The organism is Ruminococcus sp. (assembly GCF_024691275.1).
In the GTDB taxonomy this organism is placed as follows: Bacteria; Bacillota; Clostridia; order Oscillospirales; family Ruminococcaceae; genus Ruminococcus.
This window is the reverse complement of sequence record NZ_JAILNU010000117.1, coordinates 64,800-80,315: the sequence shown is the minus strand read 5'-3', so window position 1 is coordinate 80,315 and position 15,516 is coordinate 64,800. Positions and strand designations below refer to the sequence as shown.

10 protein-coding genes and 2 tRNA genes are annotated in these 15,516 nt (G+C 47.3%); 1 reads left to right on the top strand and 11 read right to left on the bottom strand.

Translation table 11 applies throughout. The features are described from left to right. Positions 1 to 8: 8 nt before the first annotated feature. The 4 genes from K6G33_RS15120 to K6G33_RS15105 form a co-directional block, all read right to left on the bottom strand. Positions 9 to 356, bottom strand: coding sequence for a TerY-C metal binding domain-containing protein (locus K6G33_RS15120; protein WP_173450617.1), 348 nt, complete (start codon positions 354 to 356; stop codon positions 9 to 11). After that, positions 346 to 2,583: a substrate-binding domain-containing protein gene (locus K6G33_RS15115; protein ID WP_296781152.1), complete on the bottom strand. Its 2,238-nt coding sequence runs from the start codon at positions 2,581 to 2,583 to the stop codon at positions 346 to 348. Before K6G33_RS15115 ends, K6G33_RS15120 begins: the two co-directional genes overlap by 11 nt. A 619-nt stretch (positions 2,584 to 3,202) precedes the next feature. Continuing rightward, entirely contained in the window at positions 3,203 to 5,551 is a 2,349-nt protein-coding gene (locus K6G33_RS15110) for a glycoside hydrolase family 9 protein (RefSeq protein ID WP_296781149.1), read from the bottom strand. 410 nt (positions 5,552 to 5,961) lie between these two features. Beyond that, positions 5,962 to 6,037 (bottom strand) — tRNA-Thr (locus K6G33_RS15105). A gap of 178 nt (positions 6,038 to 6,215) precedes the next feature. On the opposite strand from K6G33_RS15105, the gene K6G33_RS15100 reads away from it, so the two are divergent. Continuing rightward, positions 6,216 to 6,300, top strand: a tRNA-Leu gene (locus K6G33_RS15100). A gap of 111 nt (positions 6,301 to 6,411) precedes the next feature. Here the strand turns inward: K6G33_RS15100 and K6G33_RS15095 are convergent. The 7 genes from K6G33_RS15095 to K6G33_RS15065 are packed head-to-tail and all read right to left on the bottom strand — an operon-like array spanning position 6,412 to position 15,512. Then, positions 6,412 to 7,074, bottom strand: coding sequence for a hypothetical protein (locus K6G33_RS15095; protein ID WP_296781147.1), 663 nt, complete (start codon positions 7,072 to 7,074; stop codon positions 6,412 to 6,414). Continuing rightward, on the bottom strand, positions 7,074 to 7,859 hold the full coding sequence (locus tag K6G33_RS15090) for an acyl-CoA dehydratase activase (RefSeq protein WP_296781144.1): 786 nt from the start codon (positions 7,857 to 7,859) through the stop codon (positions 7,074 to 7,076). Before K6G33_RS15090 ends, K6G33_RS15095 begins: the two co-directional genes overlap by 1 nt. Before the next feature lies 1 nt (position 7,860). After that, a complete protein-coding gene (locus K6G33_RS15085; RefSeq protein ID WP_296781142.1) occupies positions 7,861 to 9,153 on the bottom strand; it encodes a 2-hydroxyacyl-CoA dehydratase family protein in 1,293 nt (430 codons plus the stop codon). Then, positions 9,150 to 10,916, bottom strand: a complete 1,767-nt coding sequence (locus K6G33_RS15080) for a 4Fe-4S binding protein (protein WP_296781139.1) — start codon at positions 10,914 to 10,916, stop codon at positions 9,150 to 9,152. Before K6G33_RS15080 ends, K6G33_RS15085 begins: the two co-directional genes overlap by 4 nt. Further along, positions 10,909 to 12,099: a 2-hydroxyacyl-CoA dehydratase family protein gene (locus K6G33_RS15075; protein ID WP_296781138.1), complete on the bottom strand. Its 1,191-nt coding sequence runs from the start codon at positions 12,097 to 12,099 to the stop codon at positions 10,909 to 10,911. The genes K6G33_RS15080 and K6G33_RS15075 overlap by 8 nt, the downstream gene beginning before the upstream one ends. Continuing rightward, positions 12,099 to 14,801, bottom strand: coding sequence for an ABC transporter permease (locus K6G33_RS15070; RefSeq protein WP_296781135.1), 2,703 nt, complete (start codon positions 14,799 to 14,801; stop codon positions 12,099 to 12,101). The genes K6G33_RS15075 and K6G33_RS15070 overlap by 1 nt, the downstream gene beginning before the upstream one ends. 12 nt (positions 14,802 to 14,813) lie before the next feature. Then, positions 14,814 to 15,512: an ABC transporter ATP-binding protein gene (locus tag K6G33_RS15065; RefSeq protein WP_296781133.1), complete on the bottom strand. Its 699-nt coding sequence runs from the start codon at positions 15,510 to 15,512 to the stop codon at positions 14,814 to 14,816. Positions 15,513 to 15,516 lie beyond the last annotated feature (4 nt).

Sequence of the window (15,516 nt, the reverse complement as noted above, 5' to 3'; positions counted from 1 at the left end):
ACAGACGATCAATAGCCGCCGCCCTTGACCTTTATCTCGTCCTCGATGACGCTGAGCCTGCCTGTATTTCCGCACCAGCCGCAGGTTATGCGCTCCTCGTTCGTCCAGCAGGTGAGCTTTCCGCAGCGTCCGCACTGTGCAAAATTCTTTGCTCCGCAGTACGGACAGCCGTTATATTCGTCTGTATAGTACAGGTTGCCCTTTATCGTGGTCTTGTCGAAGCCTTCACGAGCAGCGCGTTTTTCATCAATAGGGAACGCCCATGTCCTGAACCAGTCGCCGTCATGTTCTTCTACCCTTACGCCGTATACGCGCTTGGTCTCGTTGCATTTCATAAGTATGACTTCAGCTTTCATTTTCCTCCGCCTTTCTTTTCTGTTCGTCACGGTAGTCCGACGGCGAGCAGCCCTCACACATACGGAACTGTCGGACGAAGTAATTGTACGATGAATAGCCGCATTCACGGGATATTTCCGTAACGGTCATATCCGTCTGTGCAAGAAGCGTCTTGGCGTTGTTTATGCGGAACTCTATCATTTCCTCTATGATGCTCTTATTGAAATAGGACTTGTATATCTTCTGGAGATAGCTCTTGCTCAGGTAAAGGCTTTCGGCTATCTCACTGATGTTCCACGGAAGCTCGGGATTCTTCATTATCCTGTTGCGTAGCAGACACAGCTTCTCGAACTGCGGGTTCGTGGTTGGCTCAGATATAGCATATGAGAACACTCTGTTCACCGTTGCCTTATACATTGCGTAGGAAAGATCGGCTTCGGGCGAGATCTCAAAGCTGCACACTCCCACCGAGAAGTCTATATTGCAGTTCTCATCGCCGCCGAACTGCGAGCCCTTTATCTTGTCACAGAGAGCACTGTAAATAGCACCTGCACGGTTGCTGTCGGGACTTATGACACATAGGGTCTGTGCCGCCCACGCGCCGCATATCTCCCTGCTGTGTATACAGGAGCGAAGCTTTTTCGCAAAGGCTGCCATTATGCTGTTGGACTTTTCCTCGCCGCTCTGGTAGTAGGCTTTTTTCAGTCCGTGGAGCTCAAACGTCATACATTCTATGGAGCTGTGTATAGGATAAGCTGCAAATTTCGTACTGAATTCCTGCTCTATGCCGCTCCTGTTGAGCAGTCCTGTCAGGTGATCGTAGAGCAGTGCCTTACTGGTATTCAGGATAGTGCGGTTCATTATAGCCTTTATCCTCACCTGTTCAAGAGCGACATTGACATAGTTTATCCACTTCATGTACAGTGAGCTGAACGAACGCGGTTCCTTTCCGAACGAAACTGCGCAGTAGCCAAAGAAATTGTTATTGTAATGCAGAGGCGATATGAAAAATGCAGAGGGATAGCTGCGGTCTTCGCTGTAATCGGGAAGTATCTTCGATGAGCTGAACACCATATCGGTCTCGGCTTCACGCCATATAGCAGATTTTGCAAGTATCACCTTCATGTCATCGCCGATAGCAAAGCCGAGCTCCTCGGCGTTTTTGTCCACGGTCGCGTCAACATACTTCTTGGTGAGACATATCCTCACCCTTCTCATTTTATGCAGGAAGTAGGTGTAATTATCCAGTCTGTCGGCAAAAGTCGTTATATTGTCGGCATTGGTTATATCAAAGAGCATATCGCCGTAGAGAAGCTCAGACTCAAATCGGCTGTTTATGCTGATATTTCTCAGGATATTATGGCGCAGACTGGGGTTCTCGTCGCAGCCGCAGCTCTCTCCGAGGCGGAGCTCTCCGTTCTCGTTGGGCACCTTGCTGCATATCTTTCCCGTGATTATGCGGTAAAGTCTCCTTACAGCCTCCGCGCCGAGCTGAAAATTAGGACGGCTGTAGCTGGTTATGGAAGGGCTGGACTGATAGCCCTCAATGGAAGCATCATAGCCTGTTATGGCGATATCTCCAGGAACGCGAAGTCCTGCGTCCATGAACAGCTTTGTGAGAGTTATTGCCATTACATCGTTTCCGCACACGATAGCTTCGGGGCGTTCCAGCTCGCCGCTGAGTATGCGTCTGGCATATTTTTTCGGAGCTTCTGTCCAGAAGTCGCCGTACTCGCACCATTTCTTTTCTATTTTTATGCCGTGGCGTTTCATAGAGTTCTTATAGCCTGCAAGACGCTCCTCGCCGCTGAACGTATTTTTCGGGCCCGTCAGGCAGTATATCCTTTTATAGCCGTGAACATTTATAAGGTGATCGGTTATGGTCTCGAAAGCTTCACGGTCGTCCACGGAAGTAGTCTCAAAGCTCTTGTGATCGTTGCAGTCAAGGAGCATGACAGGCTTTTCGGCACGTTTGCAGAGTTCGTCCATGCTTCGCCTTATATCCTCACTGCATATGGAGTTCCTGTCGTAAATTATACCTGCTATATCTTCGGATAGTACGAGGTCAAAAATGTTTTTCTCCGCGTCCTTATGTACGGAGCTTATTGAAAAATTATGGAGGGGTGAGATAACGGCAACATCGCAGTTGCTCTTGAACGCCTGAGTTATTATACCGCGCAGTATCTCGCTCTGAAAAGCGATGTGGCAGTCCGTGATTATCACACCTATAAGTATCCTTTCGCTCATTTTATCCCTCCTTTGCGAGCTGTGTTCCTTCAGCGTCAGAGCGGAAACGCTTCCGATGCCGTTCGGCGTTCTCCGTAGACTAAAGGCATACAGCCGCCAGTTCTTATATGTATTATTGTATCATACCAATGTGAGGATTGCAAGATGATTTTATATAATAATTGTTGTAATTTCAAAAAATCTTCTGAAAATGATAGTATTTTTCATTGTTTTCGCTCTGCTTTTCTGTATAATATTATGTATAGACGCAAGTAAATTACACGGAGAGTAATTTTTAGTATTGTCGTCTGTCTTTCAGGGGAATACCGCAGTGTGCAGGGAAATAGGCAGCCCTGCTCACTTCTGCGGCAAAACAGCTGACGCAGCTGTCTGTTACAGGGCACGTTATAAATACCCTCTGAACCTCACTTTGAATTTCCTCATAAATAGCCGTCCACAGGTCGCACAAAAGACCTGAGCGCGGCGGGAACAGGCATACAGTTCATGCATGATGATCTGTATGCTTTTTCTTTTATAAACGCCTTACATAACCGCTGTACTCATATAAAAGCTTGCTGTGCTATATGGGTATCACGGTTAATAAATCAGGGACGACAAAAACCGTCCCTGTAAGCTGTTATCACTTTGAAATCAGGAGCTTTCTGAGAGCTACCTCGTCATAGATGTCAACAGTTCCGTCACCGTTGAAGTCGAACTGCTCTGCTGCTTCCTTACTGCTGAAAGGCTCTGAACCGAGAAGCATCTTGCGGAGCCTTACAAGCTGCGCTACCTTGTAGACCTTTGCAGGCTTTGTGCCGTCAGGCTCGGTACCGCCGATAAGCTTTCCGTCCGCATATACACATACATTGTCGCAGCGCTTTGCAAACTCAACGCCGCTGACGATATTATCATAGTCCTCGCCTTCTTCGGTCAGGTCTATCATGCCCTTCTTGCTCCAGTCGTTGGAAGAATCCCACTTCTCACCGTAGTAATTGCCTATGATGAGCTGATACTTCTTGTTGGAGTTGGCTATAGCATAGTCAGGCCACGATATCTCAACGTAGTAGATATCGTCCTTGTACTGCTTCGGCTGTGAGAGCACTGCTGATTTGTCAGCTACCTCAGTCTCCACCTGATCGTAGGTCTTTTGCAGTACAAAGCTTCCCGGGATCTCCTTTTTGCCAAATTCCTCTATACTGAAATAGTAGCGTATGGATATATCATCATGAGGTTCAAGAGAATCCGTATTCACAAAGAATGTGAGCTTTGTCACGCCCGAGCCCGTTCCTTCGGGAGCGTCCGAACAGTAGCCCGCTACCCAGAAATCATCTCCGGAGAAAAGCTGTGTATCGTCCACCTTTTCAGCAGGCGGGAAATTCTCCTCGGGCTTCATGGTCTTGTCGCCCTTATAAAGGTATAAGCCTGCCGCTGCACCAACGATAGCCGCATTGTAGTCTATGGTAACCTCATTGTATACCCAGTCCTTGGTGATATCATTGTGCTTGTCGTTCTCATCGGGACCACCTGCAAGAGCACCGTAGAGTACGTGCTTGTGCTCGGCAGGGTCTTCCGCCATTGTAAGTCCTGATGCCGCACGGTGGTGAGGATACTTGACGGAATTCTTTCCATAGCCTACAACATAGCTTCTGCCCAACGGATTGTCGCCGATGATGTATTCCATCTGCCCCAGCGACCACTGCGTAAAAGTATAGTCAGGATTCTTGTCATTGTATCTGTCCTTGCCCTTCTGGTACTTATCGTATACCAGAGCCGTGAACTGTACTGCTGTGTTGTATCTTGCACTTCCCCATGTATCAAGGTGGAAGTATCCCGCAGGTGTCAGCTTCTTGTTCATAACGGTATTGAGTGCTTTTGCTTCCATTTCCCAGAAGTCCAGCACTTCATACTTTCCTCTGCCTATGGCAACACGAGTTTCCTCGCATACCTCAGGATATATGTCCTGTATGCGTCCGAATACAAGTCCTACACCGTTCCACATATCGTTCCAGCAGAGGACATATCCCGGAGGCGCATAGTAGTCGATGTACTTTTCGCAAGCTTCAAGATAATCATGATCGCGGGTAATGAGGTAAAGCCAGCCTGCTGCAAAGCAGAAATCGTCCTCCCACTTGCTGGACGTATAGAAGCTCATAGGACCGTCAGCTCCTGCGCCGACTTTCTTTTCGTTCTTGTTTGCAAAGTCAAAGAGCGCCTTTGCATAGTCAAGGCACTTCTCAGCGTATTCAGGGTCAGTGTCCTTGAAGTTATAGTAATTTATAGCCAGAGCTGCTGCACTCTCGGATACATCATCTGTTGTCGGCAGCTCAGAGGTTGCAAAGAAAGCAGGTCTGCCCATAGCGTCTATCTCAGGCGACTGCCAGTAATCGTGGTCAACGCTTCCATCGCCCACCTGATAACAGAACGCAACTACATCACCCTTCTTGTCACGGAAGGTGCATTTCATAAAGTAATCGCAGAAATATCGGCAGATAGTCTCAACATGGGCTGCCTGTTCGGTCTCCTCGTAGGCTTCACGGAACTCGTAATAACCCCACGACACAACAGAAGCTGCATATGCTTCGGGAAGTCCGAACTTTACGTGGTCACCAGCATCGTGGAAGCCGCCCGAAACATCAATATATCCATCGCCGTCAGGGTCGAGGATATCCTTGTACTCCTTCATGAATGATTCGGGAAGATTCGTTCCCGTATGGTTGCTGTCAATAGACTGCATCGGCACCTTTGCATCGTATACGTGGCAGTCTCCGCGCCATGAAAGGCGGTTGTTTTCGCTCACTCCTGTTCCGCACATATTTGCATCATAAAAATACAGCGTGTATTGCAGAAGCTTCGCCCAGTTGTTCTCGGTCTCCTCATAATCCGCCACATCCGGAGTAGTCGCTGCTGTTGCAGATATACTTGGCGGAAGTCCAGCAGCCGCAAGCACAGCCGCCGCTGTAAAAGCAGCCGTTCGTTTGAATAGTTTCATAAGCTCATTCCTTTCTGAGTAGTCTCATAAAATATCACTTTCATTTTACCGCAAATCGCCCCCGATGTCAATGCTGCTGCCCAAAACCGCAAAAAAGGACTGACCAAAAACGAAAAGTTCCATTTTTTATCAACGGCTCACAGTTTCTATCCAGTAAAAAAAGCACTCCCTCATATTGAGAAAGTGCCTATTTGCGTGTGTATGTGTTGCGTTTCAGATACTATTGCCGTGAGCGAATGCTTAATAACTGTTTCGTACAACGCGGGCAAGTAATTAACGAGCCCCCCGTGCATGGGTTCGCAGGCTCTGTACTTTGTATATGTCACAGCTTTGATGCAGTATTTAACATGGATAAAAACTAACGCCCCACTTAAAGTGAGGCGTGAACTTTACCTGCGCAGGCTCTGCGCTGGAGCTGATGATCGGACTTGAACCGACGACCTACGCCTTACCAAGGCGTTGCGCTACCGACTGTGCCACATCAGCATCAACAGATAATATTATACAGCAAAAGCGAGCAAAAGTCAATAGGAGAAATTATATTTTTTATGTTAACAAATTTTCTTGAAAAAATTTCGATTTTTTTGAAAAAAGGGGTTGACAAACTCATTTTTATCTGCTATAATATTAAAGCAATCGGGAACACCGACAAAATAAAACAGATGCGAGTGTGCTGGAATTGGCAGACAGGCACGTTTGAGGGGCGTGTGTCGACAGACGTATGGGTTCAAGTCCCATTACTCGCACCAATTAAGCGTTTACCAAATGGTAAACGCTTTTTTGTTTTTATTTTACAGGCAGAATTGATCCAGCTGAACAAAAAAGCCTTTTCCTTAAACAAGGAGAAGGCTTTTCAAATATCACAGTGATGCTGCCAGCAAATATATCCTTATTGAACCGATAAGGATAAGTGCCGTACTAACTATTACTTTCACACACAAGACCAAAGACGGTATGGTTAAATACATTTTTTTGGATACAGCTCCCATCATCGCAACGAGAAGCAGAACAGGAGACACTGCATTAGCAAGTGTAAAGATAATTCCGAGAACTATACTCTGTACAGGTTCAAGACCCGCAGCATATCCAATGAGCATAAGGAACGGCGCACATGGTGTTATTCCGTAAACAGCTCCTACCACAACAGGTGTCAACGTATAAAAGCGGCTTTTATCAGGACTTCTGTCACAGCTGCACTTATGATTTTTTGCTTGTATAGCTCTGATTATCGAAAATATTCCCACAGTTATGAACGACAGATTGACAATTATGCTCACGGCATTGACGTACTCCGCAAAATAATCGAGCAAAACACATCTGCCGAGCAAAGATGTCATCACGCACAGTGTCAGAACAGAAAAAAGCTTTCCTGCATAAAAGACAAAAAGGGTACGAAAAGCGCGGCGGATACCGTCCGACGAAAACAGCACACACGATGAAAGGAAGTAATTTATCTGTGAGTTGCAGCCGAATCCGCAGCCAAGTCCCGTAACGAGCATCGTAAGGCAGCAAGTCGCAAACATCAGGCATTCTCACTTCCGAGGAGAGCTGCTCCTATAGCGCCGTTGAACTGCGGGTGACTTGCAACATAGACATCTCGCAGCAGTTCTTCTTCAAAAGCTCTGTGCAGACCCACGTTCAGCGCACCTCCTCCTGTCATGAGGATATCGCCGTTCATCTCACTCTTTTTTATCATACGCACCATGCGCTTGACCATAGAGCGATGCATTCCCGAGAGTATATCGCAGCGGTCATATTTCCGTGCGATAAGAGATATTATCTCAGACTGAGCAAAAACGACACACATACTGTTTATATCACAGGGAGCAGTGCTCTGAAGCGAAAGCGGACCGATCTGATCTATGGTCGTTTCCAGTATCTGAGCAGTGACCTCCATAAATTTTCCTGTACCTGCCGCACATTTATCATTCATATTGAAGTTTTTGACATTAAAATGCTTATCAAGGTAGATTATCTTGCTGTCCTGACCGCCGATATCAATTATCAGTCCGGGTTCAAATTCAGGCGGAGCAGTCAGGCGAACTCCATACGCATGAGCAGTTATTTCGGAAACGTCATCGTCTGCGATCTCAATGCCTTTGCGGCTGTATCCTGTCGCCATTATATAGCGTATCTCACTGCGCTCGATACCTGCTTTTCCGACCATATTTTCTATCAGACGTTCAGCAGAGCCCGAATTATCTATTCCCGAATTGCACAGTGCTGTCTCTATCACCTTCTTGCCGTCTGTCAGTGCTGCCTTTACATAAGTCGAGCCGCCGTCAATACCTACGTAATACGCTCCCATGCTATTCACCCTTCTCCTTTCTTTTCTTCGCAAACTTTATGACCTCTGTAAACGCCTCTATCCTTATCCTGAGCTGTTCTATATCCTCCTCGCTGTAATCTGTTTCAAGGCGGATCACAGGTATCTGAAGCTTATTAGCAGTTTCCTCGATAAGCGCATATTCATAATCGTATACAAGACAGCCGCGCAGCACATGATAAATGATCCCGTCCGCCTTATTTTCGTTAAGGATACGGGTGATACGGTATATACGCTTCTGAGAATTTATGAACGTAGGGCATGAACAAGGACGCAGATAGCGGTTTGCCAGTGCCTGCATCATACCGTCAAGCGTAGGCTCGCTCACACTGACAGGATCGCTCAGGGCACGTTCGCCGCTGCACGTTTCGTCTCCTACGACAATTCCCCCGTTTTCTTCTATGAGCATCGGTATTTTTATATTGGGAAAGATCATCGGAGAACCTGTCAGCAGTATTCTCGGACGATTCGCCTTCGCAGCAGGTGTCCCGTCACTTTCAAGGTGATCGTTGAGTATACGCAGCTTTTCCGTCCATGCAGTTATCTCATCATATCCCAAGCTGTTCATTATCATGATGCTCTGGGTACCTGTTATAACGGAAGGGCAGCTTTTTTTCAGCTCTGAAAAGCGTGTCAGCTCATACTGCATATCATGCTGTTTTTCGATAGCTCTGCGAAGCGAATCAGCAGTTATCTCATTCCCTGTCGAACGCTCCAGCGCCTCCTTCAGGCGGTACAGCTCTGCTTTATAGTTTCTTATTGAGTCATCGGACTTCGGATCAGCAGGCACCTGTATTGCGAACACCTTCTTGTACTCTGACAGCATTCCTGCCATCTTCCGCTTACAGTCACAGGTTATCGGCACTACTGTCAGTTTACATTCGTTGGTATGTACAACACATGATACCGATGCTTCTCCGATAACGGATTTGACCAGCGGACAGGCATCTTTCGGAACTATGCCGTCGCCGATCTGAAATGCTGTTTCATTTCCTGCACAAAGTCTTACAGGAACAGCTCCTGCCGCATTTATGAGTTCCAGCGGAAGCATGACGCAGTGTACGCCTATTGTCGGCATACCATAGCGCAACGCTATGCTCCCCTCCTCGGAATGGACATTCCGAAGTATATCATAGAACGGCTCAAGCTCACTGCGATGCTGCTTCCACTCGCTTATACGCCGCAGATAACGCAGTGCCGTCTGAGAAGAACGCACACGGTACAATTCCATCTGCTTGAGCCGACGCTGTTCTTCACGCTGCTCATTGATCGTCATTTCTTTTTCTTATCCTTTCTTTTTGAGATATTAAAGAACTTCTTTCTGGACGAGCAATAGACCGTTTTCCCGAACACTGTCATTCTGAGAGCTTCGTCTTCGGGGCATTTCTTTATGCATCTTCCGCACATCAGACATTCATGTGTTGTGATCTTTGATCTCTCACGCTCTTCGTAAACGTTTTTGATACCCATGGGACAAGTTTCATAGCAGGCACCGCATTCAGTGCAGTTCTCGCACTTCTTATGAAGCTGCACGGCGCTGAAACGGCTCAGCAGTCCCACAAGGAAGCCGAGAGGACAAAGATTGCAGAAAAAGCGTTCCTTGAAAAAGCTTGCCACGAGTATCACGACCGCAAGTACGCCGCTGACATACAAGCTGTACTTGAAGCCCGCGAATGCAGGCGAGGTCAGTGCCGCAGCGGGACAAAAATGGCAGTAGTCCACTCCGAAGCAGCCTATCAGGATAAATATTCCAAATATAATATTGCGAAGGAGCCTTATCCAGCGATAGGTCTTTTCGTTCTGCGGTATGCCGCGGATATTCAGTGCGCAGCGCAGATCTGTGAGCATATCCTGCAATGTGCCGAGGGGACATACAAAAGCGCACATAAGCCTTCCAAAAAGGAGCATGACCACGATTATCCCCAGCGTAAAGCAGACTGCCCAGAGTATCACGTCTGCTACCGACCACGATATGGCTTCCATGTACGACTGATAGTCCGAAATAGTCTCTCCCATATTGCGTATCATATATGAAAGATGTGATGCAGGGTAGCATACGCCGCATATAAAGAACTGATCCTCATTCCAGCCGCATGAAAATACAGGAAGCTGGAGCGCAGGGACTTTGAAACGCAATATATGATATCCGTAAGGAATAAGTATCATGAAAAATATCTGTACTGCACGGCGTATGTACTTGTATTGAAGGATACTGCCGCCGTTAGCTCTCCTGAAGCGTGTCTCACGTATCCTGACAGTTTCGGGTCTTACGATGCGCATAATTACAACAATAAGTATTATAAACAGTGCCGCTGTTCCGAATATCGCAAAAACAGGACGCATAATGACCAGATGCGACGATGTGAATATCGGGTAATCCTCAAGCACAAAGAAGAAGCGATACCTTTCACCGCCATGCTCATAGCTGAGTGTTACGCCCTGACGTATCTCCTGATTGCGTACCGAAGGAAGTCTGCCGTCACTGTCGGTAGTGACCGATGTGACATTGCCCTTGCTGTCAGTACACTCCAGAACTGTATCAGCGAGGGGCTCGCCGTTGAAATAGACTACCGTATCATAATCATGCAGTATCTCCTTTATATGGCGGAACACCTCAAACGGAAGCACCTCTTCTCCGTAGCGGCTTTCCTCAGCATAATAGCCCTCAGTCTCGGCAGTATCCGCCTTGGCGACATCATGCACTTTTATCTCTCTGCCGTTTTCGGTAACTACGCTCTCAGCAACCGCAAGGAGAGATATATTATACTTTTCAGGTATCATATCACCGTTTTCAAGAGCCAGAGCTTCTGTATTGCCGTCGGCATCTACTGCATAAAGAACTGTATCCGCACCGCCCGTATATAAGGTCATGCGATCCATTTCAAGCTCAAAGTGCAGCGGGATACCTGAAGTATCATCACGAAAGAAGCGCCATGACTCGTCATAGATATGAACGGTAATACTATCGGCAAACACTGCCAGCAGAACAAGCACTGCTCCGATAATAAAAGTCAGTATCCTCATTCGCTTTTCATTCATTGCTGTTTCCTTTCAATCTGACTCTGTGATGCAGTATCTCACTGAAAGCTTCAAGACGTATGCGAAGCTGTTCGATATCGTTATTGTTATAATCAGTTTCGATACGGATAAAAGGGAGTTCATGCTCCTCGGCAATGATCTCAAATGTACGGAGATCAAAATCGAAGCCTATATGCCCTTTCAGCACCACATAAATTATTCCGTCGGGACGCGATACTCCGATCATGCGCCTGAACTCCTCTGCCATGCGCTTGTTGTCAAGTCTTGATGAAGAATAGATATCGGTATAGAAATTCTCTGCGCAGGAACGAAGCATTCGTCTGCCTTTTTCCAGCGGTTTATCCGACAAAGGTCTGAATCCCGCCTGAAAATGCCGAACGATAGTAAGACCGCTGCTCTCCGCAAGATCGGGCACCTTGAAATTCGGTGCGAACACAGGCGAACCCATAAGGCAGACGCGCGGTGCTTCCGCAGGAGGACTTACCGCTTCGGCAAGTTTTTTCAGTTCCTGACACCATCTGACGCGGTCATTTGTATAATAGTATGTATTGGCAAGGAACATCGCTGTGCTGCCGTTTGTTCTGTAACGTATATCCTCATACGCAGCTCTTGCAAGTCTTGCCGCATCATACGCTTCAAGGAGGCGGCGCTGTGAAAAACGCGCGCGGAAGCGTACAGATAGCCTTTCGATAAGCTCTTTCAGCATGGGTGTAAAACGATCGCCTATCTCGCTGAGATCGGTAACGCAGGGTATATCCACGCCGATGACCTCTGTACCGCGGTTATCGAGCTGCTGGACTATCTTGCGCAGACTGTCATTTACCATAGGAACGATCACAGTCGGCGACGAGTTATGTGTAAAGCTGTCGAGCTTCAGACAGCCGAGTATGGACTGGCTCACAGCATCGGTATCACGGGGCACATCAGCATTTGCAGCTTCCAGAGCTCTCAGGCTGCCGCCGAGTATCCATGTCGGCTGAAGCCCAAGAGCTGCAAATATTTCTTCGGGAAGTGCCGTTCCAAGGACGAATAATTCTCTTTTCACATTATTCTCGGGCAGAAAATACTTCTCTGCCGTATCCAGAAAATATCCTCCTTTTAGAACGGGCTCGCGCTCAGAGATGCTTTCAAGGAAGTCTTTTACCTCGGCGGTATAAAGCTCCTGCGTGTTTTCCTTTTTCATCATTGTCTGTCCTTTAAGACCTCTGCGGGCGTGATCCTGCGGATCCTGCCGACGAGGACTGTATTAGTCACAAAATAGCACAGGAAGGTTATCAGCGCAATAGCGGCATAGTGCCATATTTTAAGCGTCGATGCGTAGCCTGCGGGCTGATTGTATACCATAAGCGGCCATATCAGATCCATTATCGTCTTTGATACAGGAAGTGCGAGCAGCGTCGATACGATAACTGTCAGCAGGTTGCCGTCAAGGTAAAGTCTCTTTATCTCGCGGAGATTATATCCGAAAATGCGGATAAGTGATATCTGGAATGCCGAACGGTCTATCATTACCTTCATCATTATGTAGAGCACTGCGATATAGACCACAAGTGCGCTGATACCTGTCATAAGTATCATAGGCATCATATCAGCCAGAAGAGTATCAATAGCATTTATCATGCTTTCCTTGTCAGTTACCGATAATACTCTGCCTGCGTCAACGTCAAGCTCACTGTCCGACAGAAGCACATTGTAATAGTCATCGTCTTCACCGAACAGTTCGCGGGCTGTTTCGATATCCATAAACACGTTCAGACCTGCGGAATACGGCACGATGCTGTCTACAGTAAATGCATACGTTATACCTGTGGAATCATCGGAAAGGCACAGCATATCGCCCTCCTTCAGATCATACTTTATGGCAGTTCCTTCCGCAACCGTAACATAGTTCCTGTCATGAGACACCTCAAACGGGAAATGCCCGCTGTTATTTTCGATGCCCATTACCGTGACCTGAAGCGTATAGTTCAGATAAGTGTAGCTGAGGTTCTTGGCATAGCAAGCCTCGGCATTGTCAGGAACATTTTCCAGATCAGGGTATTTAAGATAATAGCAATACTTATAAGGGATATCCTTTTCGTACTTTGCAGAAAGATCATCAATGCACACGTATGTCATTACCGCCAGCATGAGCATAAGCATACCTGTGACTATGGCAAAGAACATTGCCGCAGTTATACGCAGCTCCCTGAGTATCTGACGGATACGGAAACGCTTGACGAATCCTGCATTTTTCAGGTCAACATTAAGCAGATGGTTCTGCTTCTGTTCCTTTCGCAGAAGCTTCAGCGGCTCGGTATTGAGCTTTCGGCGCAGGCAGAACCAGTTGACTACCGCCGCGAGTATCGGCGGCATAAATATGCCGTAGATCAGCAGTCCGACCGAATAGTGATCGACTACCTCAGGAACGGAATACGGACCTATAACGCTGTTGGTAAGCATTCCTCTTCCGATTGGACTGTAGCCTGCCATAGTACCTATGATGCCGCCTATAAATGAGATGACCACAGGAAGGGTAACATAGTGTGCAAGTATCTTTCTGCGGTGGACACCCATTGAATACAGCGCACCGATGAACTGGCTCTCGTTCTCGATATTGCTGATAACGAACACCGAACATATATAACCGAACAGCACCAGCATGATAACGCCTGCGATGTAGCCGCCTATATGGTACATACCCACCTTTGCAAGTGAAGCACCGATCCTCGGGTTAGCATCTTTCTGTATAAACGAGCTTATATTATTGAAATCAATATTTGCTGCTTCGTCGATAAAATCAAGGAGATCCCCCTTGAAATCAGATACCTTTTCTGCTAATTCTCCGCTTCCGTCAGCTGCCTTGTCAACACCGCCGACATACTCGGAAACGCTGTCAGCAAATTTGCAGTATCCGTCTATCTGCTCCTTCAGCACCGTAAACTGAGGGCTGAGCGCTGAAAGCTTATCCAGCACCTCGGCGTAGTTTTCAAGCGTCAGCTCTGCACCGCCCGCAGCAGTTACCTGCTGAGATGCCTGCTGCAAAGCCTGATCCCTCATATTTTCAGCAGCTTCACGAAGGCTGTCACCGCTGCTGTCGAGTTCCCTGATGCCGTAATCGAGCTCATTAACCGCATCAGAAAGCTTATCCACGCCGTCCGTACAGGAATCGCGGGTGTCATACACGCGGTCAAGGAGCTCACGGATATAGGGGTTCTCAACTTCGTCATGGTCAAAATCAAAATCATCGACCATTTTCTTGATCTGAGCACTTGTCATTCCGTCGGGCAGAGTATAGGTATAGAGGTACTCCTCCGAATTGGCATCGGAAAGCTTGCTGAGCATATCATAGCCTTCTTCGCTGACAAATGCGATACCGAAGTGCTTTGCATTGGCTGCGGTATCCGTAAAGTTTTCGAGGAGAAAATCATAATCGGGAGATACTCCGAGACCTGTTATCTTCATGAACTGTCCCGCGATATCAATAGTGTCGCCTACTCCGAGGCTATGAGCATCGGCAAAGCTTCTCTCAAGCATTATTTCCTCCGATGCCTGCGGTGAAGAACCCTTATCAACGTGCTCAACGTCGATAGAGCTTCTCTTCTTGTATATACGCAGCACCGAATCGTCAGAAAGGGAGAGATCCATGCTAAACTGCGGCTCAATACCGACACCGCTGCTCCGCAGTGAATCCAGCTCACTTTCGGAAAGAGGCACTAATACAGAAAAGCGTCCGTCCTCGATATTGCTGTTCTCCCAGAAATCCTCCACCGTAGTTATTACGCTGTCCGCAGATGCAGACATGGCGATACAGGCGAACATACCGAATGCAACAAGCAACAGCAGTGAAAAATACCGTGAAAAATTTGCTTTTAATTCCCGTAATATGCGTCTATTCAGTACCATACTCGCCCCTCTTTACAGTGTCAGTGATTCAGCGGGGCGAATATTCTTGTTCTCCCTGTCTTCAATGATCTTTCCGTCCCTGATGCGTATAACCTTATGAGACATCTCCTGTATCACGATATTATGGGTAACTATCACTATGGTAGTGCCGTATTTTTTATTTACTTCCTCAAGAAGTATAAGTATCTCTTTGGCAGTATGAGAGTCCAGAGCACCTGTTGGTTCGTCGCACAGAAGCATTCTCGGATTTTTGACCAGAGCTCTGGCGATCGCACAGCGCTGCTGCTGACCGCCCGATACCTGTGAAGGGAACTTCTTCTGATGCTCTGTCAATCCGAGTGCTTCGAGCAGCTCGTCAATATCAAGGCTCTTGTCCGACAAATACTCGCAGACCTGTATATTTTCTCTCAGAGTAAGATTCGGGATAAGATTGTAAAACTGGAAAATAAATCCAAGGTAATCACGCCGATAATGTTCAAGCCTGACAGGATCCATGGCAGTGATCTCCTGCCCGTCGATCACGACTTTTCCGCTGTCTGCACTGTCAAGACCGCCGATGAGGTTGAGCAAAGTTGACTTTCCCGAACCTGACGGGCCGAGGATAGTGCATATCTTTCCCTTTTCAAGGGAGGTGCTCACACCGTCGAGGACTCTGACCGCTGCCTCTCCTTCACCATAGCTTTTTTTAACATTATCTACTGTCAGAAACATAGTA

Bases quoted from the DNA above. Each gene is read 5' to 3' on its own strand.
- K6G33_RS15120 (WP_173450617.1), bottom strand. From the start codon at position 356: ATGAAAGCTGAAGTCATACTTATGAAATGCAACGAGACCAAGCGCGTA.
- K6G33_RS15115 (WP_296781152.1), bottom strand. From the start codon at position 2,583: ATGAGCGAAAGGATACTTATAGGTGTGATAATCACGGACTGCCACATC.
- K6G33_RS15110 (WP_296781149.1), bottom strand. From the start codon at position 5,551: ATGAAACTATTCAAACGAACGGCTGCTTTTACAGCGGCGGCTGTGCTT.
- K6G33_RS15095 (WP_296781147.1), bottom strand. From the start codon at position 7,074: ATGTTTGCGACTTGCTGCCTTACGATGCTCGTTACGGGACTTGGCTGC.
- K6G33_RS15090 (WP_296781144.1), bottom strand. From the start codon at position 7,859: ATGGGAGCGTATTACGTAGGTATTGACGGCGGCTCGACTTATGTAAAG.
- K6G33_RS15085 (WP_296781142.1), bottom strand. From the start codon at position 9,153: ATGACGATCAATGAGCAGCGTGAAGAACAGCGTCGGCTCAAGCAGATG.
- K6G33_RS15080 (WP_296781139.1), bottom strand. From the start codon at position 10,916: ATGAATGAAAAGCGAATGAGGATACTGACTTTTATTATCGGAGCAGTG.
- K6G33_RS15075 (WP_296781138.1), bottom strand. From the start codon at position 12,099: ATGAAAAAGGAAAACACGCAGGAGCTTTATACCGCCGAGGTAAAAGAC.
- K6G33_RS15070 (WP_296781135.1), bottom strand. From the start codon at position 14,801: ATGGTACTGAATAGACGCATATTACGGGAATTAAAAGCAAATTTTTCA.
- K6G33_RS15065 (WP_296781133.1), bottom strand. From the start codon at position 15,512: ATGTTTCTGACAGTAGATAATGTTAAAAAAAGCTATGGTGAAGGAGAG.